Annotated in this window: 18 protein-coding genes; 10 read left to right on the top strand and 8 right to left on the bottom strand. The window is 44.4% G+C overall.

Annotation, left to right across the window (positions count from 1 at the left end; translation table 11 throughout):
* Positions 1-67 precede the first annotated feature (67 nt).
* Complete coding sequence (locus tag ACX0G7_RS20655) at positions 68-1,318, top strand: DUF2130 domain-containing protein (RefSeq protein ID WP_458925421.1); 1,251 nt, start codon at positions 68-70, stop codon at positions 1,316-1,318.
* Positions 1,319-1,368: 50 nt separating this feature from the next.
* On the opposite strand, the gene ACX0G7_RS20660 is transcribed toward ACX0G7_RS20655, so the two are convergent.
* A complete protein-coding gene (locus tag ACX0G7_RS20660; protein WP_458925422.1) occupies positions 1,369-2,007 on the bottom strand; it encodes a 4'-phosphopantetheinyl transferase family protein in 639 nt (212 codons plus the stop codon).
* Between the two features lie 73 nt (positions 2,008-2,080).
* On the opposite strand from ACX0G7_RS20660, the gene dcd reads away from it, so the two are divergent.
* Positions 2,081-2,617 (top strand): dCTP deaminase, encoded by a 537-nt coding sequence (dcd, locus tag ACX0G7_RS20665; protein WP_458925423.1) that lies wholly within the window; start codon positions 2,081-2,083, stop codon positions 2,615-2,617.
* Here dcd and ACX0G7_RS20670 read toward each other — a convergent pair.
* Positions 2,614-3,693, bottom strand: coding sequence for a DUF3810 domain-containing protein (locus ACX0G7_RS20670; protein WP_458925424.1), 1,080 nt, complete (start codon positions 3,691-3,693; stop codon positions 2,614-2,616). The genes dcd and ACX0G7_RS20670 overlap by 4 nt on opposite strands.
* Positions 3,694-3,843: 150 nt before the next feature.
* Here ACX0G7_RS20670 and ACX0G7_RS20675 point away from each other — a divergent pair, with 150 nt between their 5' ends.
* Positions 3,844-5,478, top strand: coding sequence for an acyl-CoA carboxylase subunit beta (locus tag ACX0G7_RS20675; RefSeq protein WP_458925425.1), 1,635 nt, complete (start codon positions 3,844-3,846; stop codon positions 5,476-5,478).
* A 177-nt stretch (positions 5,479-5,655) separates the two neighbouring features.
* Here ACX0G7_RS20675 and ACX0G7_RS20680 read toward each other — a convergent pair whose 3' ends face one another.
* Positions 5,656-6,588 carry an SMP-30/gluconolactonase/LRE family protein gene (locus tag ACX0G7_RS20680; RefSeq protein ID WP_458925426.1) on the bottom strand — a complete coding sequence of 311 codons (933 nt, stop codon included), beginning with the start codon at positions 6,586-6,588 and terminating at the stop codon, positions 5,656-5,658.
* Positions 6,589-6,720: 132 nt separating this feature from the next.
* On the opposite strand from ACX0G7_RS20680, the gene rnhA reads away from it, so the two are divergent.
* Complete coding sequence (gene rnhA / locus ACX0G7_RS20685) at positions 6,721-7,212, top strand: ribonuclease HI (RefSeq protein ID WP_458925427.1); 492 nt, start codon at positions 6,721-6,723, stop codon at positions 7,210-7,212.
* Between the two features lie 91 nt (positions 7,213-7,303).
* On the opposite strand, the gene ACX0G7_RS20690 is transcribed toward rnhA, so the two are convergent.
* Both ACX0G7_RS20690 and manA read right to left on the bottom strand, forming a co-directional pair.
* Positions 7,304-7,909: a DUF6580 family putative transport protein gene (locus ACX0G7_RS20690; RefSeq protein WP_458925428.1), complete on the bottom strand. Its 606-nt coding sequence runs from the start codon at positions 7,907-7,909 to the stop codon at positions 7,304-7,306.
* A 66-nt stretch (positions 7,910-7,975) separates the two neighbouring features.
* Positions 7,976-9,208: a mannose-6-phosphate isomerase, class I gene (gene manA / locus ACX0G7_RS20695; protein WP_458925429.1), complete on the bottom strand. Its 1,233-nt coding sequence runs from the start codon at positions 9,206-9,208 to the stop codon at positions 7,976-7,978.
* A 29-nt stretch (positions 9,209-9,237) separates the two neighbouring features.
* On the opposite strand from manA, the gene ACX0G7_RS20700 reads away from it, so the two are divergent.
* Together ACX0G7_RS20700 and ACX0G7_RS20705 are read left to right on the top strand one after the other, a co-directional pair.
* On the top strand, positions 9,238-9,594 hold the full coding sequence (locus ACX0G7_RS20700) for a YraN family protein (RefSeq protein ID WP_458925430.1): 357 nt from the start codon (positions 9,238-9,240) through the stop codon (positions 9,592-9,594).
* Positions 9,595-9,643: 49 nt separating this feature from the next.
* Complete coding sequence (locus tag ACX0G7_RS20705; protein ID WP_458925431.1) at positions 9,644-10,183, top strand: DUF1572 family protein; 540 nt, start codon at positions 9,644-9,646, stop codon at positions 10,181-10,183.
* 23 nt (positions 10,184-10,206) lie between these two features.
* Here ACX0G7_RS20705 and ACX0G7_RS20710 read toward each other — a convergent pair whose 3' ends face one another.
* Positions 10,207-11,295 (bottom strand): isoaspartyl peptidase/L-asparaginase family protein, encoded by a 1,089-nt coding sequence (locus ACX0G7_RS20710; RefSeq protein WP_458925432.1) that lies wholly within the window; start codon positions 11,293-11,295, stop codon positions 10,207-10,209.
* A gap of 256 nt (positions 11,296-11,551) precedes the next feature.
* On the opposite strand from ACX0G7_RS20710, the gene ACX0G7_RS20715 reads away from it, so the two are divergent.
* Positions 11,552-16,345 carry a translocation/assembly module TamB domain-containing protein gene (locus tag ACX0G7_RS20715; protein WP_458925433.1) on the top strand — a complete coding sequence of 1,598 codons (4,794 nt, stop codon included), beginning with the start codon at positions 11,552-11,554 and terminating at the stop codon, positions 16,343-16,345.
* Between the two features lie 57 nt (positions 16,346-16,402).
* On the opposite strand, the gene ACX0G7_RS20720 is transcribed toward ACX0G7_RS20715, so the two are convergent.
* Positions 16,403-17,611, bottom strand: coding sequence for a bifunctional 3,4-dihydroxy-2-butanone-4-phosphate synthase/GTP cyclohydrolase II (locus tag ACX0G7_RS20720; protein ID WP_458925434.1), 1,209 nt, complete (start codon positions 17,609-17,611; stop codon positions 16,403-16,405).
* A gap of 569 nt (positions 17,612-18,180) precedes the next feature.
* Here ACX0G7_RS20720 and ACX0G7_RS20725 point away from each other — a divergent pair.
* Positions 18,181-21,345 (top strand): TonB-dependent receptor, encoded by a 3,165-nt coding sequence (locus tag ACX0G7_RS20725; RefSeq protein ID WP_458925435.1) that lies wholly within the window; start codon positions 18,181-18,183, stop codon positions 21,343-21,345.
* A gap of 199 nt (positions 21,346-21,544) precedes the next feature.
* Here the strand turns inward: ACX0G7_RS20725 and ACX0G7_RS20730 are convergent, their stop codons facing one another.
* Positions 21,545-22,345 (bottom strand): alpha/beta hydrolase, encoded by an 801-nt coding sequence (locus ACX0G7_RS20730; protein ID WP_458925436.1) that lies wholly within the window; start codon positions 22,343-22,345, stop codon positions 21,545-21,547.
* Positions 22,346-22,483: 138 nt separating this feature from the next.
* Here ACX0G7_RS20730 and ACX0G7_RS20735 point away from each other — a divergent pair, with 138 nt between their 5' ends.
* Entirely contained in the window at positions 22,484-23,437 is a 954-nt protein-coding gene (locus ACX0G7_RS20735; protein WP_458925437.1) for an ATP-grasp domain-containing protein, read from the top strand.
* Between the two features lie 23 nt (positions 23,438-23,460).
* Positions 23,461-24,573, top strand: coding sequence for a carboxylate-amine ligase (locus ACX0G7_RS20740; RefSeq protein ID WP_458925438.1), 1,113 nt, complete (start codon positions 23,461-23,463; stop codon positions 24,571-24,573).
* Positions 24,574-24,623 lie beyond the last annotated feature (50 nt).

Raw genomic sequence — 24,623 nt, forward strand, 5'->3', positions numbered from 1 at the left:
TCACTCCGAATAAAACAACCCTCCGGCGGCTCACTGAATAAATCGTATTTTGCGAAAAATATTAGCAATGGCTACTGAGATAAAATGCCCGAAATGTGGGAACAGCTTTCCGATGGAGGACTCCATCCGGAAAGAAGTGCAGCACGAGTTTCAGGCTAAATGGATCGAAGCTCAAAAAAAGAAGGACGAAGAATACCGGAAAAAGGAAAATGATATCCGCCTCCAGCTCGAAGCAACCCAAAAGGAACTGGCGGACCAGGAAATTATTACCCGGCAGAAAATTGAACAGGCCACAAGCTTAAAAGAGGAGGAGATCCGCAAACGGATCCTCCAGGAAAACGATAACCAGATCCGGGTGCTCCAGGAAAAAATTACCGACTCGGAGAACCAGGTCAGGACACTCAAAGTAAAAGAACTGGAAGTATTAAGGCTTGAAAGCCGCATGGAAGAACTGCAGCGCCACCACGAAAACGACAAGGAAAAATACCTCCTTGAGAATAAAAAAAAGATCCAGGAAGAAATTCTTTTGCAGGAGCGCGAACGCTTTGAGCTCGTGAAAAAAGAATGGGAGGTCCAGATGGAACAGCAGAAAAAGCTGATCGAGGAAATGAAACGAAAAGCCGACCAGGGCTCCACCCAACTACAGGGAGAAGTATTGGAGCTCTTGCTGGAAGATCTCCTGGCAAACGCCTTTCCATTCGATAAAGTAACTGAAGTTGCCAAAGGCAAACGGGGCGGTGACTGCCTGCTTATTGTAAGGAACCGCTTCGGGGCCGAATGCGGTAAAATCCTTTTTGAAAGTAAAAGAGCCGCCACATGGGGTAAAGAATGGGTCGATAAACTGAAACAGGACATGGTGAGGGCCGGGGCAGATATAGGCGTGCTGGTTTCGCAGGTAATGCCCGACAAACTTGAGGACAGGTACGAGTTCAGGGATGGGGTCTGGATCTGCGGATTCAGCGATACCAAATTACTGACAGCTTCTTTACGGGAGGGACTGTTAAGGATCCATTCCATAGCAAAAGCCCAGGATGGCAAAGAAGATAAGATCCAATTGCTTTATGATTACATGACCAGCCAGGAGTTTTCAACCAAATGGAAAAGCATCCGGGAAGTTTTTAGAAACATGCAGCAATCGATGCAAAAAGAAAAAGAGGTGATGGAAAAACTATGGAAGAACCGTGAAAAACAACTTGACCGCGCCATGCTCAACTCTGATCACATCATCGGCTCCATTGAGGGGATAGCCGGCAAAGAATCGATCGATATGGAACTACTTAGCGACCTGGATCAAAACCTCTTAGGAACCGACGAGTAAGTAAACTCATAACTAACTCATCACTCATCACTCTCAACTCATAACTTTCTTCATGTAATTACCCACGCTACAACAATCTCCCCAAACACCTTTGCCATTATTTTTACCTTGACATTTACTTCCTTGTAAAATGTAAAGGGCAACTCTATCCATTCATTGGGCAGAAAAATAACGGGTCCACTGAGTTGCATATGTTCTTTAAAATCGACCTGGCCGAGGCCATACCACTTAAAAAGTGCTTCCTTTGCGCTCCACATGATCGTGGTCAGCTGCAGATGCATTAAGGTTAACGGCTCCCATTCTTCCAAAAAGACCTTTTCTTTTTCATTCACAAACTTGTGGACGATATTATAAATGCGGGGTGATACAATTTCAATATCGATCCCTACCCTGTTTGCATTGCTGACAATGACCCCTGCGTAAGCGCCACAATGCGAAATGGAGAAATGATATTTTTCATCTGCCAGGTAGGGCTTTTTTGTATCTGCAATAATTATTTCTGATAAAGGAAAATCTTTAAACAGATGAGGCAAAAGGAAACGGCCCGCCAGGTGTTGCAGGCGTTTGGCCGGGTGAGAAACATCACGTTTAACAGGGACGGTCTGCAGATAAAAGGCTTCGGGTTCTTCGATATGCCAGATACCGACCTTGGTTCCGGCGTTGATATTATGTTGATAAAATAAACTCATTTTAGATAACTAAGCCGCATCTTGCAGAAAAACAATTTTAACCTATTTAAGCACCACCACCAACTTTTAAACAATGATTTTAAGCGATTCGAGGATTCTTGAAGAGATAGACAAAGGAACCATTAAGATAGTGCCGTACGATCGCTCCTGCCTTGGTAGTAATTCTTACGATATTCATCTCGGCAAATGGCTCGCAAAATATAATGACGAGGTGCTGGATGCAAAAAAACATAACCAGATCGCACACTTTGAAATTCCCGACGAGGGCTTCATACTGCAACCGCATGTATTCTATCTTGGCGTAACCGAAGAGTATACTGAAACGCATGCGCATGTTCCCTTTCTTGAAGGCAAATCATCCACCGGTCGCCTGGGTATAGATATACATGCCACTGCGGGTAAGGGAGATGTTGGATTTTGTGGTAACTGGACACTGGAGATCTCCGTTAAACAACCTGTTCGTATATATAAAGGTATGCCGGTGGGTCAACTCATCTATTTCCCCGTAGACGGTGAGATCATTATCAGTTACAACAACAAGAAAGATGCAAAGTATAGCGGTCAGCCAAATAAACCGGTTGAAAGTATGATGTGGAAGAATAAGTTTTAGATGGCTTCTTTACCATATTTCTTGTAGTAAGCGATCAGCCAGCTGATCACTTCACTGTAGCTGAGTTTGCCGGAAGGTTGCTGATTGGCACGGAGGTATTGCCCATATACTACGTCAACCAGTTTCTCTACGGGGTTCTCATGCTTTTTCCAGAACGCCCTCAGCTGTCGGTAATCTGATTTAACCACCTTGCCAAGACGGGCATCATAGGCCTTCAAAAGATTACTATCCAGGTTATAAATGTATCTTCTTGAATACAAATACATTTCAAAATAAACGGAGTATTTGAAAATCGGATCCAATGATGATTTTGCTGAAAGAAAGCCCGCAAAGTTCGCTTCACTTTCTTTCGCATAACCCAGCTGGTGACCAATTTCATGGCAGGTAGTAAAAGGCTGGACAAAAAGCGGAACGGTAGTGTTCACCTGGGCTTCGCCTGAAAAAGGATTGTAATAACCCGTGAAACCCAGATAGTTGCCGAGATAACTATATAGTGATGGTTTTACTGCAGGAAAACGATATACAAATTGTTTCCTGTACTGCGCAAGGGTATCATAGCCTTCAGCCGCACCGGTAAAGAGGTTTCTTTTTACGCCAATAAACCTGCGGTTGATGCTCCCGATCGTATCATATTCATTTAGCTTTTCCACGAGTTGATCAACCACAGCAAGCAGATCTTCCTTAACATAAATTTCCTCCTGCAACTGAAGCTGATCGGCGATCCCTTTCCGGTTGTAATTCATTCCCCATAGCAGGTTGAATAAAACATAAACCGATAAGCTGAAGAAAGCTGCCTGCCTGAGACCGTTAAACCAGAAATACCGGTCGGCCTGTTTTTTGACAATGATCCTGAAAAACCGGTACACTTTAACGATTAGGAATAAAGCGGTGAGTGCATAAAAAATATCGCCAATACTGAATGGGATCCATCCAACCAGAATGCGTTGAGTGGCACTGATTACCGGATACATCATACCTGAATAATATCTTTCCACCAGGTCAGGATACAGGGAGAAAACTTTGATTGCTGCAAACAGGCTGAGCAGGACGATCCAGAGATACTTTTTTGAAGACATCGAAGCTTAAAAATAGCAAAATCTTGATTTAATAGCTAATATTGAAACGTATTCAAAAAAGCAGGCCCTCAGAAGGCGAACAATCAATAGAACGTTTCGCTTTAACACGTAAATGACAAGGGAAAAGTAAGATCAAGTAAAAAATAAAGAATGAACCAGGATATTGAATTCAACAGGAACGAAGACGTGATGAAAACTTCGCTCAGTAAATTAAAGAAAAGGTTATCAGACGTAAGCCTGGGTGGTGGGAAAAAGGCGATTGACAAACAGCACGAAAAAAACAAACAAACTGCACGCGAGCGGATCGCCTATCTCTGTGATGCTGATAAACCTTTTGTGGAGATTGGTGCATTTGCAGGTTTCGAAATGTATGCGGAACAGGGTGGCTGTCCATCAGGTGGTACGGTCGCAGGGATAGGATATATAAAAGGCAGGCAGGCCGTTATCCTTGCCAATGATCAAACGGTAAAAGCCGGTGCCTGGTTCCCGATTACAGGCAAAAAAAATCTCAGGTTACAGGAAATAGCCATGGAAAACAGGTTGCCGGTGGTTTACCTGGTGGACAGCGCCGGGGTTTACCTGCCCATGCAGGATGAGATATTTCCTGATAAAGAACATTTCGGCCGGATATTCCGTAACAACGCGCGGATGAGCGCGATGGGCATCACACAGATCGCGGCTGTGATGGGTCCATGCGTGGCAGGAGGCGCTTACCTCCCGATCATGAGCGATGAGACATTGATGGTAGAAGGGAATGGGTCCATTTATCTTGCCGGCCCATATCTCGTTAAAGCCGCTATCGGGGAAGATGTTGATTCGGAGACATTGGGTGGAGCAGTAACACATACCGAAATTTCGGGTATTGCCGATTATCGTTTTGACAACGAGAAAGATTGCCTGGACCATGTGAAAAGTATCTTTGATAAAATGGGCACTAAGCCAAAGGCAGGCTTCGACCGTATCGCACCGATACCACCGATGGGTAAGGCTGAAGATATCTACGGGCTGTTTCCACAGGATGCAACAAAGCCTTACGATATGCTCGATATCATTTTACGCATAGCCGATAACGGTAGTTTCGGGGAGTATAAGAAAGACTATGGCAAAACGATCATCTGTGGTTATGGCCGCATCGATGGCTGGGCGGTAGGCATTGTTGCCAATCAACGTAAAATAGTTAAGAGCCGGAAAGGCGAAATGCAAATGGGAGGAGTCATTTACAATGACAGTGCAGACAAATCTGCCCGGTTCATCATGAACTGCAATCAGAAAAAAATCCCGCTCGTATTTCTACAGGATGTTACTGGTTTTATGGTGGGATCAAGAAGTGAACACTCTGGCATCATTAAAGATGGTGCCAAAATGGTTAACGCCGTCGCTAACTCCGTTGTGCCTAAGATTACCATAATCATTGGCAACTCTTATGGCGCCGGAAATTATGCCATGTGTGGGAAGGCTTATGATCCGAGATTTATTTTCGCCTGGCCTTCTGCAAAAATCGCGGTAATGGGTGGAGAACAGGCGGCCAAAACGCTACTGCAGATACAGGTTGCCGGAATGAAATCGAAAGGCAAAGAAGTAACTGCTGAAGAAGAACAAAAATTACTTGAAGAAATCAAAGCAATGTACGAAAAGCAGAACTCCCCATATTATGCTGCTGCGAGGATGTGGGTAGATGGAATCATCGATCCTGCCGATACCAGGAAATTGATTTCTGAATCGTTGAATGCAGCAAACCATAACCCCGTTATGGAAAGCTTTCATACCGGTGTGTTCCAGGTATAATGCAGGAAGCATATCCTTTACACCTGAGGTAAAGAATATGCTTTCTGAATGATCGGTATTATTTCAGCCGCACCTAAAACAAGGCGATGCCGGCATTTTATAAAGGATCACCACTGTTCCTGAGGAGTTCCATGCTTGTTAAGAAATCAGCAAGCTGTTAAGGACCCTCCGCTCTTGTTAAGGAATCTCCACTCTTGAAACGGTAAACGGCAAAACCGGTGGCGGAGTACCGCTGCGCCTGTTCAGCTGCCCGTTTACCACTAACAGATATTTTCCGGCTTTCACCAGCGTGGTATTGAAGTTCAGGTTTTCACCAAAGCCGGTTCCAACTGTTCCCTGCGTCAACGCAGCATTCAATACCACGGGAAAGACAAGATTGGTGGCGTTTCTTGATACATACAATGTATTGCCATCGAGGTATAAACCATCACCGGAAGCCACTGATGTATTTAGAACGATCTCCGCAATGGACTTATCTCCCTTAGCGATCCGGTACAATTTGCCGGATGAGGAAACAACCATAATAAGATACTTACCATCCGGGGACACTTCGATTCCGTTGGCATTTGTTCCCGTTACATATGGTATCTGTTGATTTGTGAAAGTGAGCCACTGTTCAGGGTCTCCTGGCTGCTCATCCGAAACTTTTGCGCGGTAAATCTTCTGCACCTGTGAATCGGTGAAATATATATATCCGTCGCTGATTACACAGTCATTGATAAAACCTGCACCAAACAGGGCTTTACCGTCCCAGCTTTTGATAACATTACCGTTTTTATCCAAAACCTGTATGATACCAGTGGGACCACCGCAGATCCATAAACGACCCCTTGAATCAAGTTTCATACCTGTAACAAAGGTCCTTCCGTTTTTCGCCCCGGATGAAAACAAATCTGCAACTCCGGTCTCAAGATTCACCTGCACAACATCACCTGATATAGTGCTTCCTGTGTAAAAGACCCCTGCCCTGCTATTAAGGGCGATCCCTTCAGGAAAAAAACGATCACCGGGCAAAACATACGAATCTTGTTTTACTTTTACCTGATCATCCTTATGACAGGACAGGCAAAAGGTAATAACCAGCAATGGCAGCAGCATTTTGAATTTCATGACAGCAATTTTTAGAAGATTTAAAAGATTGGAATGCCGTAAGACTTCCGTTTTTCCATGCAATTATTGGACCTTAACTACGATAGAAAGAAAATCCGGGATTCAAGCCAATTCAAATTTTTCGATTTTAATATGACAGAACATAAAAGCAGGCCGGATGAGCTCATCATTTACACGGATGGCTCTTCCAGGGGAAATCCCGGACGCGGTGGATACGGAGCCATCCTCAACTGGAATGGCAAGATGAAAGAACTTTCCGGGGGATTTAAAAGAACTACCAACAACCGGATGGAACTGATGGCGGTAATCGCGGCTTTGGAAGCCCTGACAAAGGAAGGAATCAATATTGTGATCTATTCAGACAGCCAGTACGTGGTAAAGGCAGTTAAAGAAGGCTGGCTCAACAAATGGATAAAAACAAATTTCGCCGGGGGGAAAAAGAACAGCGATCTCTGGAGGCGTTTTTATGAACTGTCGAAAAAAAATAATATCCGCTTCGAATGGGTTCGCGGTCATGCCGATAATCCTTATAACAACAGGTGTGATATCCTGGCGACCTCAGCAGCCGATGGCAATAACCTCGCAGTTGACTCCGGCTTCGAATCGGGGGTAGCAGGAATCTGATGAGTGAGTGGCAGAATAAAAATGAAAAAGCCGGACTAATATATCCGGCTTTTTCATTTCTATATATTCAACAAACTCATGTTATCATATTCTAGTTAGCAAGCCCGACATGTGTATCCCGGCTAACAAACATCTTCCTGACCAGGTAATATCCGCCAAAAATCAGCGCAGTGAAAAACAGGTCACCTATAAGTGCATTCCCAACAAACCCGGGAATCAAACCGTAATCACGATAAAACAATAAAGCATCGTTATAACAAAGCATGAGGCCCTCAAAAGTCTTTGGTCTCCCGAAACCAAAACCGCCCAGCAAAACAAAAAGATTTGAAAGCAAAAAGAAAAGGACGGATCCAGCCGTGCCAAACATGGCGACCTTGAAAACAGTGATCTTCTTCAATAGAAATCCGAAAATAGTTATGGCGGCGTAACACAAATACATTGGGATCTGGTAAGCATAAAGACCCTGCCTGTCGGTCATCCCGCTGATGTAAAGCAATTGATAAAGCAGATCGGAGATAAACAGGGAAAACAATGGCAGAGCGAATGCCCATTTTTTGTCTTTAATGATTGCTCCTCCAAACAAGGCAAGTGCCATATGCGGAGCGAATCCTTCAGGCCTGTTAGGAATAATCCTGTAAAGCGCCGAAACAGCCACGATAGCGATAAAAGTCCAGACTAGTGATTTGTTCAATTTCATAACTTAAAAATAAGAGCAAAAATAGAGTAAATGAGTGGTTAAATCCAACCCTTTCTGGGGCTGGATTCAGTTTGTCCGGCGTGCAGGTACCGTTGCCCGGAAGATAACAGAGTTCACAGGTGCAGCAATGGAAATAGTAGCATTACTCATCACCATAAAACATTCACCCGAGTCTCTGCCTATCTTATTGGTACCATCGGTGATCTTTACGGCACCGCTGTACACGAAAAATATGTCAGTGGTTTTAACTTCCATCTGCGTAAGTTCTCCGGATTTTAATTGGATCACTGTCAACTCAAAATCGTCTGCGGGGGTCAGAAAAACCTGTTCGCCTTCATTACCAGATGGAATGCCAAGAATAACAGCGGGTACAAGCGGTTCGCATTTCACATGTTTCATGAGTTCTGTCACATCGATATGCTTAGGCGTAAGTCCTCCCCTTAAAACATTGTCCGAGTTTGCCATGATCTCCACATTCTGTCCTTCGAGATAAGCATGGGGAAGACCGGCGTCCTGGAATATCGCCTCGCCTGGTTTAAGATTAACGAGGTTAAATATATAAACGGAGAAAATGCCCCTGTCTATTTTACCTGGCTCATTGAATGTGATTGCTGCACGGGCCGCCCAGAAATTTTCATCGTTTTTCAGTAGCATACCCTTCTCATACAGGGGTATGATCCGGTCAAGTAATGGTTGAAGCAGGTTATTCACATCAGCCTGGTCCATTTCCATTACATGACGATACAACCCATCATACCCTTTCTTTTGAAAAACGGAACGCAGAGAACCAAGCTCTGGCTGACTCCCGAGAATCTTTTGCAGTTTTTCCGGTGTTTTAAACCCATGTAATAGCCAGAAATCACTAAGCGCATACATCAATTCCGGCTTATGATTATCATCTTTATAGTTCCTCTTAGGGTCATCCAGGGAAATCTCGCGGGCGTTTTCCTCTTCATATCCTTTGATTGCGTTTTTCCTGGTTGGATGTACCTGGATCGACAACATGTCCTTTACATCCAGTATCTTAAACAGGTATGGTAGCCTTCCGAAATCCTTTGCCACGGCCTCACCCAGCAACATGGCGGGGTCACGCGCTATAAGCTCGTTCAGTGGTGTTTTCTCATCTTCTGAAAGCGTTACCATAGACGGGGCATTAATATGGGCACCCATCCAATATTCAGCAAATGGTTTGTTGGTGGGGTTAGGCACCTGGAGCAGGGCAGGCAAAAATTCGTGACCTCCCCATGCATAGTGTTGAATCCTACCTTCAAGCTTATAAATTTTCTTTGTATTTTCCATATTGAGAGGCAATATTACAACAATCTGTGATGAGGGATAATATCGTAACGGGGAAAAAAGGGGAAGAGCTGGCTGCTGTTTATATAGCGGATCTTGGGTTCCGGGTTATAGCCTGCAACTGGAGATATCGCCGTTTTGAAATAGACCTCATTGCGGCACGGTCTGGCGTACTGCATTTCATCGAAGTTAAAACCCGTACTTCCTTAACTTTTGGATATCCTGAGGAGAGTGTTTCCAATAAAAAGATCAAATCGATGCTGAAAGCAGGATCGACCTTTGCTTACCTGAATCCCGGATGGCAAAACGTGCAATATGACATCTTATCCATCCTGATAATGGATGAGGCTCAGCCGGAGTTCCTGTTTATCGAAGATATCTACCTGTAATGGATGAGTGAAAAAGCCTTGTTATTATTGACCACTTTACAATGAAGTCATGATGGACGTTGGTACACTATTTCTTGAATCTGCAGTGGCAAGAGTTAGCCTTTATCGTGACCTGGCAGAAAGGGCTATGGCGGGATTAAATGAAGTGGATTTCCACTTCCGGCCCAATCCTGAAAGCAATAATATTGCTATAATTATCCAACATCTGAGCGGAAATATGTTAAGCCGGTGGACAAACTTTTTATCAGAAGATGGAGAAAAACCCTGGCGAAGCAGGGATCTTGAATTCAATGACCAGGGTTTTTCCAAAGATCATCTTTTAAGGATATGGCACCAGGGTTGGGATTGCTTTCTCAATACCCTTCGTTCGCTCAGGGCGGATGATCTGCTAAAGACGATCCACATCAGGACTGAACCTTTGTTGGTGATTGATGCGATCAACAGGCAGATCAGCCACTATCCCAATCATGCGGGCCAAATCATCTACATCGCTAAAATGATATTGGGAAAAGACTGGCGGAGTTTATCCATTCCATTAGGGGAGTCGGACAAGTTTAACCGCGAGAGCGGACTTCGCCATCACGTGTAAATCCCCAGCTACCGTGACTGTTGTTATTGTTTATAGATCTGGATCACCATCTTTCCGTCCTTGTCAATATAACCCCGATACATACCCGCAGAATTGAATGGCATTGAAATGTTACCATTTTTGTCAACTGCTACCAATCCCCCATCAGCCAGTTCACCATCTGTTTTGCCAAGCGCCGGCAATCGTTTCATGATCATTTCTTCGGAAGCGTTTTTTAAACTGAACTTGCCAAATTCCATCATATCACTGATGGTTTTGGCCATACCCAGCCTGATAAAATACTCTCCCCAACCAGTGCAGCTAATGGCGCAGGTTGCATTATTAGCATAGGTTCCTATGCCGATCAGCGGTGCGTCCCCTACGCGCCCGAACTTCTTATTGCTCATTCCACCGGTACTTGTTGCCGCTGCGAGATCTCCTTTTACGTCAAGCGCCACTGCACCGACTGTACCATATTTCCAGTTTTTGTCTTCCGGATGAGAATAGGAGGTTTTCTTCTTAAGCGAGGTATCTGCATGATCAAGCTGAGTCTTAAGAGAATCATCACGCCGCATCCTCTGCAAACTTTTCCACCGGCTTTCGGTATAAAAGTAGGAAGGTTCAACAATCGTGATACCATTCAGGCTGGCGAACTTTTCGGCACCCGGCCCAACCATCATCACGTGACCGCTTTTCTCCATCACCGCACGTGCAGCCGTAATCGGATTGCGGATAACGGTGACACCGGCCACTGAGCCGGCGGCAAGGTTCCTTCCGTTCATGATTGCCGCATCAAGCTCATTTTTACCTTCATTCGTAAACACTGCACCTTTTCCTGCATTGAACAGCGGGTTGTCTTCCATCACCATCACAGCAGCTTCAACTGCATCCAGTGAGGTGCCTCCTTTCTGCAAAACGTCATATCCTTTTTTGAGCGCCTCTTCCAGCCCGGCAATATATCGTGTCTCCATTTCAGGAGTCATCTGCGATTTCAGAATGGTACCGGCACCCCCATGAATTACGATGACAGGTTTAACCCCGGCGCTACTACCCGGTTTAACCTGTGCAAACACCGATAAGCCTAAAAACGTGTTAAGAAACAATATAATACCTGCTACGAAGGTTAATCTCATATGAAAATGTTTGAATGCACCGCAATTTAAACTTTTACTCAAGCCACTGGTCCTAAATGAAATATTAAGTAAAGGATTCTTTACTGCTGTTTTTTTGAAGACCGAGACAGCCATGTACGGCGGACCATCAGCATGATTTGTTAACGTAATGTGATCAAATTAAAGAAATTACAAATGTTTAATGCACCAATGATTTGCTACTTTTACACCTAATAATCAGCAGCTGAGAAAGTTTTGGAAAATATTCCGCACCACGGTGCTGGTATTGATCGCTTTGATCTTACTGGTATGGGTTTCTATTCAAACAACTCCTGTCCAAAACTGGCTGGTGAAGCAGGTTACCCAAAAACTCTCAAAATCCCTGGGAACCACTGTCGAAATCAAACACGTCGATTTTTCTCTTTTTGACAAGATGTTACTGGAAGGTACCCTGGTGAGGGACCTTCAACAGGATACCCTGCTATACGCAGGTACCGTAAAGGTCAATATCAATGACTGGTTTTTCCTGAAAGATAACATCGACCTCAGCTATATTGGCCTTGAAGACGCCCAGGTAAACTTAAGACGCCAGGACTCGGTCTGGAACTACAGGTTTATTGCTGATTTTTTCAGCAGCCCGACAAAAAGTGCCGACACGCAGTCTATAAGCCTTGGCCTTAAAAAAGTTGAGTTATCGAATATCCGCTTTCTCCAGCAGGATGGCTGGCGGGGTGAAGACATGCTGCTCAGCCTCGGTACTTTCAACCTTAACGCCGATAAATTTGATCTGAACAACAAAGAGATCCATATCCGGAACATCAATATTGATGAGCCGGTCTTTACCATCTACAATTACGATGGTAAAAGACCGGATTCATTAAGACCAAAAGCCGTAAAGGCTTACCGGGATTCCACAGGCTTAAAATGGAACCCTGCGGGATGGGACCTGAGTGTGACAAGGATGACTATAAAAAACGGGAACTTCCGGAGTGACCTGCAGGTTGATCGCGAGGTTTATAGTTATTTCGATCCGGCACACATCAATTTTGCAAAAATCAACGGAAGATTCGATAATATCAGGTGGGATGCAGATACTGTAACTGCAGATGTAAATCTCACCACCCGGGAGAGAAGCGGGTTCGAGATCAGGAAACTGCAGGCTGACATGAAAATGTACCCGGAGGGAATGGAATTTTCAGACCTTGATCTCCGCACTCCGCGCAGCAGGCTGAAGAATTTCTATGCCATGCGTTATGATGCCTTTGACGATATGCAAAGCTATGTTTCGAAGGTCCGTATGGAAGCCAGGTTCCAGGAATCGGTGATCCATAGCGAGGATATAGCCTTTTTTGCGCCTGCGCTCAAAGACTGGAACACGGATATCAGGGTAAAGGGAAACATCACGGGCTCCGTCGATAATCTGAGTGCCCGAAGTGTACTGATCGAGGCAGGAAAAAATACTTATCTGAATGGCAGCATATCTCTCAAGGGACTACCCGATCTGAATAAAACCTATATTGATTTTGAAGCAAAGGACTTCAAAACTACTTACAGCGATGCGGTGTCATTTGTGCCTTACCTGCGAACAATCGATCAGCCCAGGCTTAACCAACTTACCTTTCTGAAGTTCAAGGGAAGTTTCACCGGCTTTATTACCGATTTTGTAACCTATGGAACCATACAGACCAACCTGGGAACGATTGTAAGTGATGTCAACATGAAATTCCCGGAAAATGCCTCAACATCTTACTCAGGCAACATCAACATAAATAACTTCCAGATAGGAAGGTTCCTCGACTTGCCACAGATCGGCAACCTGAGCTTCAGGGGCAAGGTAAATGGCAGAGGGATGAGTATATCCAGGCTAAGTGCACAACTTGATGGGACCATCCATTCACTGGAGTTCCGTGGATATCAATACCAGAACGTACTGGTTAAAGGACAAGTCGCAAAAAAGCTATTCAATGGTGAAATCATTTCCAACGATCCTAACCTTGATGCGCAGCTGAATGGTTTGATTGATTTTGGCAAGAACATACCAGAGTTCGACTTTGATGCTACCGTGGCCAAAGCCGATCTTAAAAAACTCAACCTGACAAAAGACAATATTGATTTCAATGGCAAATTTCGTTTTGATTTCAGTGGTGATAACATAGATAACTTTCTTGGAACGGCGAGGATATTTGAAGCATCGGTATTTAAAAACGGTAAGAAACTTTCCTTCGATTCACTGCATCTGGAAAGCCAGATGATGGATAACAATAAGGTGATCACCGCCGTTAGTAACGAGTTTGATGCGGCCCTTGTTGGCGAATTCTCCATCAAGGATCTGCCGGAGTCATTCCGAACTTTCCTGAGTAAGTATTATCCCTCTTACATTCAATCTAAAAGAGTGCTGGAGGCGAATGAAAACTTCAGCTTTGTTATCACTACAAAAAAAGTTGATGAGTATCTCCAGTTTGTGACGGATGACCTGCATGGCTTCAACTTCAGCACAATAACGGGACGTATAAACACAAAAGAAAACCTACTTGATCTGAATGCAGAGGTGCCTCAATTCAATTACAGGAATGTTGCTTTCTATAATCTCATGCTGAAAGCAAACGGTGATCTCGACAAACTCGGAATCGAAACAAATATTGCAGATATCTATTTCAGTGATTCATTGCATTTTCCTGGCACGGCAATTACGATCAATTCTTCAAAAGATCAATCACAGGTCAATATCAAAACAAGCGCGAACCAGACGCTTAACTCTGCCAGTGTTTCAGCCAATGTACAGACCCTGCCAAAGGGCGTAAAGATTCTTTTTAATGAAAGTAATTTTGACGTCAACGGTAAAAACTGGACCATAGAGAAAAACGGGGAACTCGTGTTAAGCGAATCGCTTATTTCTGCAGATGGAGTAAAAATATATAACGCGGACCAGGAAGTAAAGATAACAACGATACCCTCAGACATAGGCAGTACCAACGATATAAAGGTTGAACTCACGAAGATAAACATCGGTGACTTCACGCCTTTTGTGATTAAGTCGAACCGACTCGAAGGATTGCTGACAGGTTCAATAGATGTGATTGATCCTTTCGGAAAGTTACAGGTTGATCTGAAAGCCGATGCTGAACAATTTCTCCTTGACGATGATTCAATCGGTAAAGTGCAACTGGAAGCTAACTTTGTGAAAAGAAGCAATGAAGTAAACTTCAAGGCCTATTCTGACAACAAGGATTATTATTTTGATGTGAACGGCGCCTATACCCTGGCAGACAGCACCACAGAAGATCAGTTATACATTAACACAGATTTTTTTAAAGATACCCGTATCAATCTGTTGAAGAAGTATTTAGCCGGAGTGTTCAGTGAAATCGACGGATACACCAAGGGAACGCTGAGGATCACAGGCCCGCCGGATAAACTAAAATACCTTGGCAAACTCGACCTGCGGGATGCGCAGCTTCGTGTTGCTTATACGAATGTGTTATATCATATCCCCGCCGCATCAGTAAACCTGCAGGATGGGGAGATTGATTTTGGCAGCTTCACACTAACAGATGATTATAAAAATACGGCGCAGCTCACCCGTGGCTTGTTGAAACATGACAGCTGGAAGGACATGTTTTTTGATTTCGCTGTCAATTCAAATAAACTCGAAGTACTTGCAACAAAAAATACCGGCAATGATCCATTCTATGGAAGCATTTTTGCAAAACTCAACATGACGCTCAAAGGGCCTGTCGAGAATATGGAGATGCGGATCAAGGGTGAACCTGCCGACAGTTCGAATCTTTATATCAACATGAATACAGGTAAGGAAAGTGGTACTGCCGATTTTCTTACCTGGAAAGTGTATGGCAAAGAGATGCAGCAGCAATACACCGGTGAAGAAACGAATCTCAACGTGATGCTTGATGTGACCGCAAATAATTTTGCGAACATGTATGTGATCCTCGATGAGCTAACAGGTGACATCATCAAAGCAAACGGACATGGAAATCTCCAGATCACTGCAGGAACAACCAGCGATTTTACCATCTCCGGCCGTTATGAAATAGACAGGGGTAACTATGACTTTAATTTTCAATCCTTCCTGCACAAACCTTTCAAACTGCGGGAAAATGTTGGCAATTTCATTTCATGGGCGGGTGACCCGGTGGATGCCACGATTAAGGTAGAAGCAGAGTATGAAGCAGAAAATGTCCGGTTCAGTGACCTTCAACCCAGTACCGGCGGTGGAAACCAGACCTTATTTATCAATGACAATGTAAGAAGGTACAGGGGTAAGGTGTTAGTGGTTGCGAACCTCACTGAAAAGCTAACGCGACCGAAGATCGCTTTCCGGATAGAATTACCACCGGGTAGTCCTTTGGCAAATGATGCAGGGGCAAATTTCGTACTTCAGACAATTCAGAATGATGAAAATGAACTTAACAAGCAGGTTGCATTCCTTATCGTATTAAACAGTTTTGGGCCCATCTCCACGCAAAGCCAGGGAAGTCTTGCTAACACAGCCTTTGAGGGGATTGTAGTAAACACCATCTCCGGCGTACTTTCCAATACATTAAGTAACCAGTTCTCGAATGCATTTCAGAAGTTGTTTAATGATAAGAGCCTGCAGGTTAATTTTAACGCGCAGTTATATAGCGGCACCAATATCCTGAATGACGTGAATCGTACCGGCCTTAATATAGACAGGACCAACCTTAATCTTTCGTTGGGTTATTCCTTATTGAATGAACGGCTGACCTTCACGTTTGGTAGTGCGCTGGATTTTGGTTTAACAACCCAGCAGGTGCAGGCTACACGTAACCTCCAGTTTCTCCCGGATATCACTGCAGAATGGAAGATCCGGAAAGATGGGAAATTGCTATTGACATTTTTCTACAGGGACTCTTATAACTATTTAAGTGGAGTTGGAGCAAGGCAAAACCGTTCGGGCGCAAGCATCTCCTACCGCCGCGAATTCGACCGGGCATCCGAGTTGTGGAAAGGCGGTAAAAAACGAAAGGATAAACCTCCGATTGTCGCGCCCGACCAGGTGCGCACAGACTCAACTACAGGTGGAGCAAATTAATCACCCGGAGATATTTGTTAATGCTATATCAGGGCCAGGGACCCGAAGGAATTATCATTACAGAAACCCTTTCAGGATCTCGTGGCCGAGCTTGTCACGTTTCGTAGTAAGGTATTTCTGGTTATGAGAATTAGGTATGATTTCGATGGGGATTGATTCCACGATCTCCAGGCCATAACCCAGCAACCCGGCTCTTTTCTTCGGATTGTTACTCATCAATCTCAGTTTCGTGATATTCAGGTGGCGCAACATCTGGGCACCAATACCATAGTCTCTTTTATCCATGGGAAAACCGAGATGCAGGTTTGCTTCGACGGTATCCATTCCCCCTTCCTGGAGCTTGTATGCTTTTAATTTATTCACTAATCCGATTCCCCTGCCCTCCTGGTTCATATACAGAATGGCTCCTTTACCCTCTTTTTCTACCATTTGCATGGAGGCATGAAGCTGGTCACCGCAATCGCAACGAAGGGATCCAAGGATATCACCTGTAAAACAGGAAGAATGCACACGGGTAAGGATCGGTTCATCTTTTTCCCACTCGCCTTTTATCAGGGCAAGATGTTCATTCGAAGTATTCTTTTCCCTGAATGCGACAAGTTTGAAATGCCCGTATTCCGTTGGCATGTCAACCCGTACAATTTCCTCGATGAGGGAATCACGTTTCAACCGGTATTCGATCAGGTCCTTTATAGAGATCAGGCTCAGGTTGAATTTTTCGGCTATGATTTTAAGCTCAGGTAGCCGGGCCATGGACCCGTCTTCATTCATAATTTCAACCAGGACCCCTGCGGGGGAAAATCCGGCGAGACGGGCGAGGTCGATCGTAGCTTCGGTATGGCCGGCGCGACGCAGAACCCCTCCTTTTTTTGCTTTCAGGGGAAATATATGTCCGGGCCGCCCAAGGTCGGCTGGCTGGGTTTGAGGATCCACCAATGCACGGATGGTTTTTGCGCGGTCATGGGCCGATATTCCGGTTGTACATCCATGCCCCAATAAATCAACGGAGACCGTAAATGCGGTTTCATGCAGAGCAGTGTTGTTATTCACCATCAGGTCTAGCTCCAGCTCCTCGCAACGATCTTCTACCAGGGGTACACAGATCAGCCCACGGCCGTGAATGCTCATAAAATTGACCAGTTCGGGGGTAATGTTAGACGCAGCTGTCACAAAATCGCCTTCATTTTCACGATCCTCGTCATCTACGACTATAACCAGCTTACCGTTTTTAATATCTTCTATCGCAATCTCAATGGGGTCGAGCATATAACTTATAATATAAAGCGCAAAAATAGCACATATTTCCGAGGTCTTCCAGCCGCCGGAGATCAGCGACCCTTAAACCGTGCATATATAACGTAATTCATTATCAAAAGTTTGGAACGTGGCCACCACCGCCTGGCTGTGAGCAGTTCATTTTTTGACAGTGATCGCTGAAACAAGTCAGCAAGCTGGCTTAAGACTATTGGCTGCAGCCGGCACGGCCGTTTTGGGGTTACCGGTTATGATTAATGTTTTGTGCATAATCTGTGCACTGCTTTTGCGAAAAGAAAATTTGAAAATTTAAGATTTGACATACTTTTGCGAGTCCTTCAAATATCGATCAAAAGCCACCCCTTCACGAATCGTCTTGCCATATGACTGCCGGTCCAGGTCGGCCTGCAGATCCCGAAACCGTCCTGTTCAACCAATTCACGGAGCTAAATGTTAATCATTAGATAATAGAGAATCTATAGAATCTTGCTTTTCTTTGCGAACCAAAATAAACCAGAACCTAACAGTTCCAGAACCAACGCTGACTTATGTTTTATTCCCAACCAAAAATTCCAAAACTCATGCTTTTTTCGAAAATTCTTAGGCTATTGCTGTTGCTTTGCCTGCCGTTTGGACTAGCGGCGCAGGTAACTACAAGTAGTCTTTCAGGTGCCGTGACTACTTCGACACGCGAGGCATTGCAGGGCGCAACAGTTAAGGCCACCCACGTTCCAACGGGAACAGTTTACACTACCTTAAGCCGTGCAAATGGCATATACAATCTTGTAAATATGATTCCAGGTGGGCCGTACACTGTAGAAGTGACGTTTGTAGGTTATTCAACATTTACCCAATCAAATCTCAACCTCGGACTTGGGGAAATAACCCGGGTTGATGCCAGCCTCGGTTCCAGTGGCGAAACGCTCACTAACGTGGTGGTGATTGCCGGCCGCGGTGCAGCCAATGCCCGGAGAAAAACGGGTGCTTCCACCAGTATCGGCAAAGAACAAATTGCATCCTTGCCAACATTGAGCAGAAGTATCCAGGATTTCACCCGCCTGGTTCCGCAGGCAAACGGCAACTCGTTCGGAGGAGCCAGTAATAAATTTAATAATATCACGATTGATGGTGCTGTTAATAATGATGTATTCGGACTTTCGGGTACAGGTGCACCAGGTGGTGCGGCATCAACCACTCCGATCTCATTGGATGCTATCCAGGAGATCCAGGTAGTATTAGCTCCATTTGATATCACCTATGGCAATTTTACAGGTGGAGGAATCAATGCTGTTACCCGTTCAGGAACTAACAACGTAGAAGGTTCCGCTTATTATTTCGTTCGCAACCAGGAAACAATTGGAAAGGACCCGGTGTCAAAAGTGAAGTCAACAAAATTCAGCGATAAGCAGTATGGTTTCAGAATCGGTGGACCGATTGTGAAAAACAAATTGTTCTTCTTCCTTAACGGGGAACTGGCGCGCCGTACTGCACCAACCACTTTTAACGCCGGTGAAACAAACGCGCTGTTAACAACTGCTGAAGCACAGGGGATCTCCAGTTTGCTTCAAACAAAATATGGTTATGATGCCGGCACCTTCGCGCCTTTCGACGCCGAAACCCAGAGCGATAAAGTTTTTGCCCGGTTAGATTGGAACATCAGCTCAAAACACCGGTTAACACTCAGGCACAATTATATCAAGGCTTACGATGACAACATTTCAAGATCCCGTACGCTTTTCCGGTATGGCAACAACACATACCGTTTCAACAACAAGCAGAACATTACGGTAATGGAGTTGCGCAGCCAGTTCAGCAACACGGTCTCCAATAATTTGATACTTGGTATGCACCGGATCCGTGACTATCGATCCACCTATGGTTCACTGTTCCCATCAATTGAAATTGCACATAACTCCGGTACTATCCAGGTGGGTGCTGAGCGGAGTTCAACCGCAAACGAACTTGACCAGAATATATTCGAGATCACTGACAACGTAAAGATCTTCAAAGGAAAACACACCTTCACGGTCGGAACGCATAATGAATTCTTCCATTTCAGGAACCTGTTCATCAATAACTTCAATGGCCGCTGGAGATTTGGTACGCTGGCTGATTTTAATAATGATTTCCCGAGACAGTTTGATGTAACATTTTCAGCCAATAAAGGCGAAAATGAAAGACCATCAGCTGAGTTCGATGCAGCACAGCTCGGCTTTTATGGCCAGGATGAGATCCAGGTTACACCAAAACTTCGTTTAACTGCAGGCCTGCGCGTTGATGTACCAATCATCAGTACCAAGCCAGGTTATAATAAGGCGGTTGACTCAACATTCGGTGCTGACTATAGTACATCCAACACACCCAGCGGAAACCTGCTTTGGGCTCCACGGGTTGGCTTCAACTACGACGTAGCAGGAAACAGGAATGTTATCATTCGTGGTGGTGCAGGTATTTTCACCGGACGCGTTCCTTTTGTCTGGATATCCAATCAGTTTGTTAATACAGGATTGCTGCTAAAAACAACCAGCCAGATAGACAACACGCCAACAGCTCCCCCATTCGATGTTAACGGAGGAAACTTTGAACCTGATGTTGCAAAACAGAGCGGTATCGGCGCTGCCGGTAATTCTTATGAAGTGAACATCTCTGATAAAAATTTCAAACTTCCACAGGTCTTCAGGATCAACCTGGGAGCGGATATCAAACTCCCGGCAGGAATCAACCTGGTGGTTGATGGAATATATTCCAAAACAATCAATAACGTTTTCTACCAGGACATCAACCTGACCGCACCGGTTGGCATTGTTGACCAGGCTTACAACAATGGTGCTGACAAACGCATAGCATACGGAACTTCGAACAATGCAAGAAGAAAGAATCCTACTATGACGAATGTGATCTATCTCTCAAACACAAACGATGGTTATACCTATAATCTTGGATTTACCCTGAACAAAACGATTAACAATCTCTTTACCCAGGTCTCATACAACTATAATCGTTCAGAGGATGTAAATAGCGGTGCAAGTTCAACAGCACTTTCAAACTGGGAATTTGTACAGGTTGTGGGTAATCCAAATGACGCGCAACGCTCAATATCGAATTTCGAACTCAGGCACCGTATTACTGGATTGGTTTCTTATGGCATAGATTACGCTAAACATCTGAAAACATCGATCTCTTTATTTTACCAGGGATCTTCAGGTACTCCTTTTACTTACGTGATCAATGGTGATCTGAACAGCGACGGAAGATTTGGTAACGACCTGATGTATGTCCCTGCTGATGCGAGCCAGATCAAATTTGTTGACCAGTTAAACTCTGCAGGTACAGCTGTTGTATCAACCGCTGCACAACAATCTGCTGCTTTCATGGAGTTTGTAAACAACGACAAATATCTTTCTTCCAGGAAAGGTCAGTATGTTGAAAGGAATGGAAGAAGTACACCATGGGAACACGTGATTGATGCAAGGATTTCACAGGACATTTATGTGATGACAGGTACTAAAAGACATACACTTCAGATTACGTTTGATGTGTTTAACTTAACTAACCTCCTGAACAGGGAATGGGGACGTCAGTGGTCTGTAAGCAACCAGGCCTACAATATACTTTCAACTGTAAACAGAACAAGTGGTGCATTTGCAGGCAAGGGCTACAATTACACTGTTAATGCAGTTCCATGGAGCATGAACTTCAGTTCAAGGTTCCAGGGTCAGCTTGGTCTCCGATACAGTTTTAACTAATCATAGAATAACCATAAAAAGGGCCGCTCCGGGAATTTCAGGGAGCGGCCTTTTTATGTTTAGGGTTATCCTTTAGATTTATTTTCCGGCATGATTCTGTTCTTAAGGTGCTGACTGGATTTCTGATCTTAAATTGGTAACAGCATCATTCTTATCTTAAACCGGTAATAGCATCATTCTGATCTTTAACTGCCGATCCCTATTCCCGGGCGGCATTCACTCCCCAGCCCCAGCGTAGAAAAACAGGCAGCGCACGTGACCAGGTCGCTACATCATGGCGGCCATCTGGCAATTGCAGATACTTCATGTCAGGCCCTTCCCGGTAGCCCTTTTGGATAAGTATTTTCATGAGATCAAACGTGTCATCAATGGAATCGATCACACCGTTTTTATCGCGGTCCGCCGTTTCATCTAATTCACCGCATTCGAAAAAAAACTTCATGCCCGGTTTATATTGGCTTTTGCTTATCTGATTATGCATAAGCCGATGAAGGTTCGGATTGTAGTCCTTATCATCCTGGCTTTTGCTACGCCACCAAAGTGATCCCGAAAAAACGCCGACTTTCTTAAAGAGTGTGGAGTGGGTCCAGGCGATATCCAGCGCACTGAGCGCTCCCAGGGAAAAACCTGCATATGCATATGCTGCAAACTTTTTTACCGACAGATGTTTATGTAAGCGAGGCAGCAGTTCATCCAATACAAACTGATGGTACAATGCACCTTTTGATCCCCGGCCTTTGTAATCCGGGCCACAAGCCATGCCATATTCGTTTAACCGGTCATCTCCGCAGTGAATGCCTACAATAATAACCGGCTTTAGTTTTCCTTCAGAAAATAACGGCCTCACAATATCAACAAAGTTCATTGCGACGAGGTCCTGACCGTCATTGCATAATAGTAATGTACTTGTTGAATCAGCCATGAATTCGTGGGTGGAATAAATGTCAAACTTCACTGTTCTTTCCAGGGGTATTGATTCAAGGCTAAAAGATTCAATCATCAGGGGATGGAATTTAATTTTTTGTTAGCGGCAAATGTACTGATTCGACAGCCGTTATCAGGGTTAGATAAGTTTGTTTTTTAAGCACCGTTCCGATAAATTTGGAAAGGACTTCAATTTTCACAAAAATTATTGATTATGAAAAAGATCGGCGTGTTATTCGGTAAAGAAAGGAGTTTTCCAATGGCACTGATTGAAAGGATAAACGGGCGGGGAATCGAAGGTATCGTAGCTGAGCCGGTGCGTATCGATAAGGTTATCCAGGGAGCGGACGATGAATATGCTGTTATATTTGACAGGATATCCCAGGATGTACCTTTTTACAGGGCCTATCTTAAAAACGCAGCTATTTCAGGTACTGCAGTAATCAATAATCCTTTCTGGTGGAGCGCGGATGAAAAATTTTTCAATAATGCCCTCGCTGTCAAGATTGGGGTACCGGTTCCGAAAACAGTTATCCTGCCATCGTATGAACTCCCAACAGATACCAGTGAGCAGTCATTCAGCAACCTGGCTTATCCCATGGATTGGGAAGCCATTTTCAATTACGTCGGGTTCCCGGCTTATATGAAACCATTCGCGGGTGGTGGATGGAAAAATGTATACCGGCTGGATTCCATTGATGATTTTTTTCAGAAGCACCGCGAGACCGGGCAGCTCGTAATGATGCTGCAGGAGGAAATTCTTTTTGATGAATATTACAGGTGTTATTGTATCGGTAGAAAAGAAGTGCGCATCATGCCTTATGAACCGAGGAATCCACATCATCTCCGTTATTCAAGTGATTTTACTCCAACACCTGAAAGACTGAAACAAATGGAAGAGATCGTGCTCCGTATCAACGAATATCTTGGTTATGATTTTAATACGGTGGAACTTGCTATCAGGGATGGGATACCATATGCAATCGACTTTTGTAACCCTGCACCGGACGCGGATCTCGCCAGTGTTGGTGAAGATAATTTTGCATGGGTTGTAGAAACAGCTGCAAATTTCGCAATTGAGAAAGCCGTTGAGCACAAGGCGGGACAGGACAATCTTACCTGGGGCAAGTATATACAACACTCGGCCGCAGGAAAACCTTTGATCTGAATCTAAGCACTTAAAATAATTAAATGTCAAGCATCAATTACAAAAATTTCACACTTGGTATCGAAGAGGAATATATGGTGGTGGACCCTGAAACGAAGGAGCTGAAGAGCCATCAGCAAAAAATTGTAACGGAAGGTCAAAAGGTGATAAAGGATAAAGTGAAAGCCGAAATGCACCAGGCTGTAGTTGAAGTTGGCACGGATATCTGTCAGAATATTGATGAAGCATATAATGACGTATCGGTTCTGCGCAAAACGATCTCTGGAATTGCCGGTGACCTTGGCCTATGGGTCGGTGCATCAGGTACACATCCATTCAGCCATTGGGAAAGTCAACTGATCACTGACCATGTCCGTTATAATGAAATTGTAAATGAATTGCAGGAAGCTGCACGCAGCAACCTGATCTTTGGTCTGCATGTGCATGTAGGCATGGAGACCCGCGAAATGGCAAATCATATCGCAAATTCCACCCGTTATTTTCTGCCACATATTTACGCGCTCAGTACCAATTCTCCTTTTTGGGAAGGAAGAAGTACCGGTTATAAATCTTTCCGCACAAAGGTCTTTGACAAGTTTCCAAGGACAGGAATACCGGAAACTTTTGAGACCATCGAAGCTTATGACAATTACATCAAGCTCCTGGTAAAAACGAACTGTATAGATAATGCGAAAAAGATATGGTGGGATCTGCGCGTGCACCCGTTTTTTAATACGGTGGAATTCCGGATTTGCGATGTACCAATGACCGTGCAGGAAACGATCGCTATTGCTGCTTTGTTCCAGGGTATCTGCGCAAAAATATACAAGCTGCGATCCCAGAATCTCAACTTTATTCAGTACTCACGGGCACTAATAAACGAAAACAAATGGAGGGCCAGTCGTTATGGTATTGATGGCCGCATGATAGACTTCGGAAAAGAAGAGGAATCTAATACCCGTGTGCTGATCTATGAGTTACTGGATTTTGTGGATGATGTGGTTGATCACCTTGGAAGCCGTCATGCTGTCAATTATGTAGGGACGATGATGGAAGCGGGTACCGGTGCGGACCGGCAACTGAAAGTTTTCGAAGAAACAAAAAGCCTTCGGAGCGTAGTCGACTATATACATTCGCAGTTTCTTTATGGGATCTGAGGCGCTGCTCCTTCCATTGTGTACTTACCTCCTTTTTGCAATTTCTGTCT

This window comes from Flavitalea antarctica (assembly GCF_054461535.1).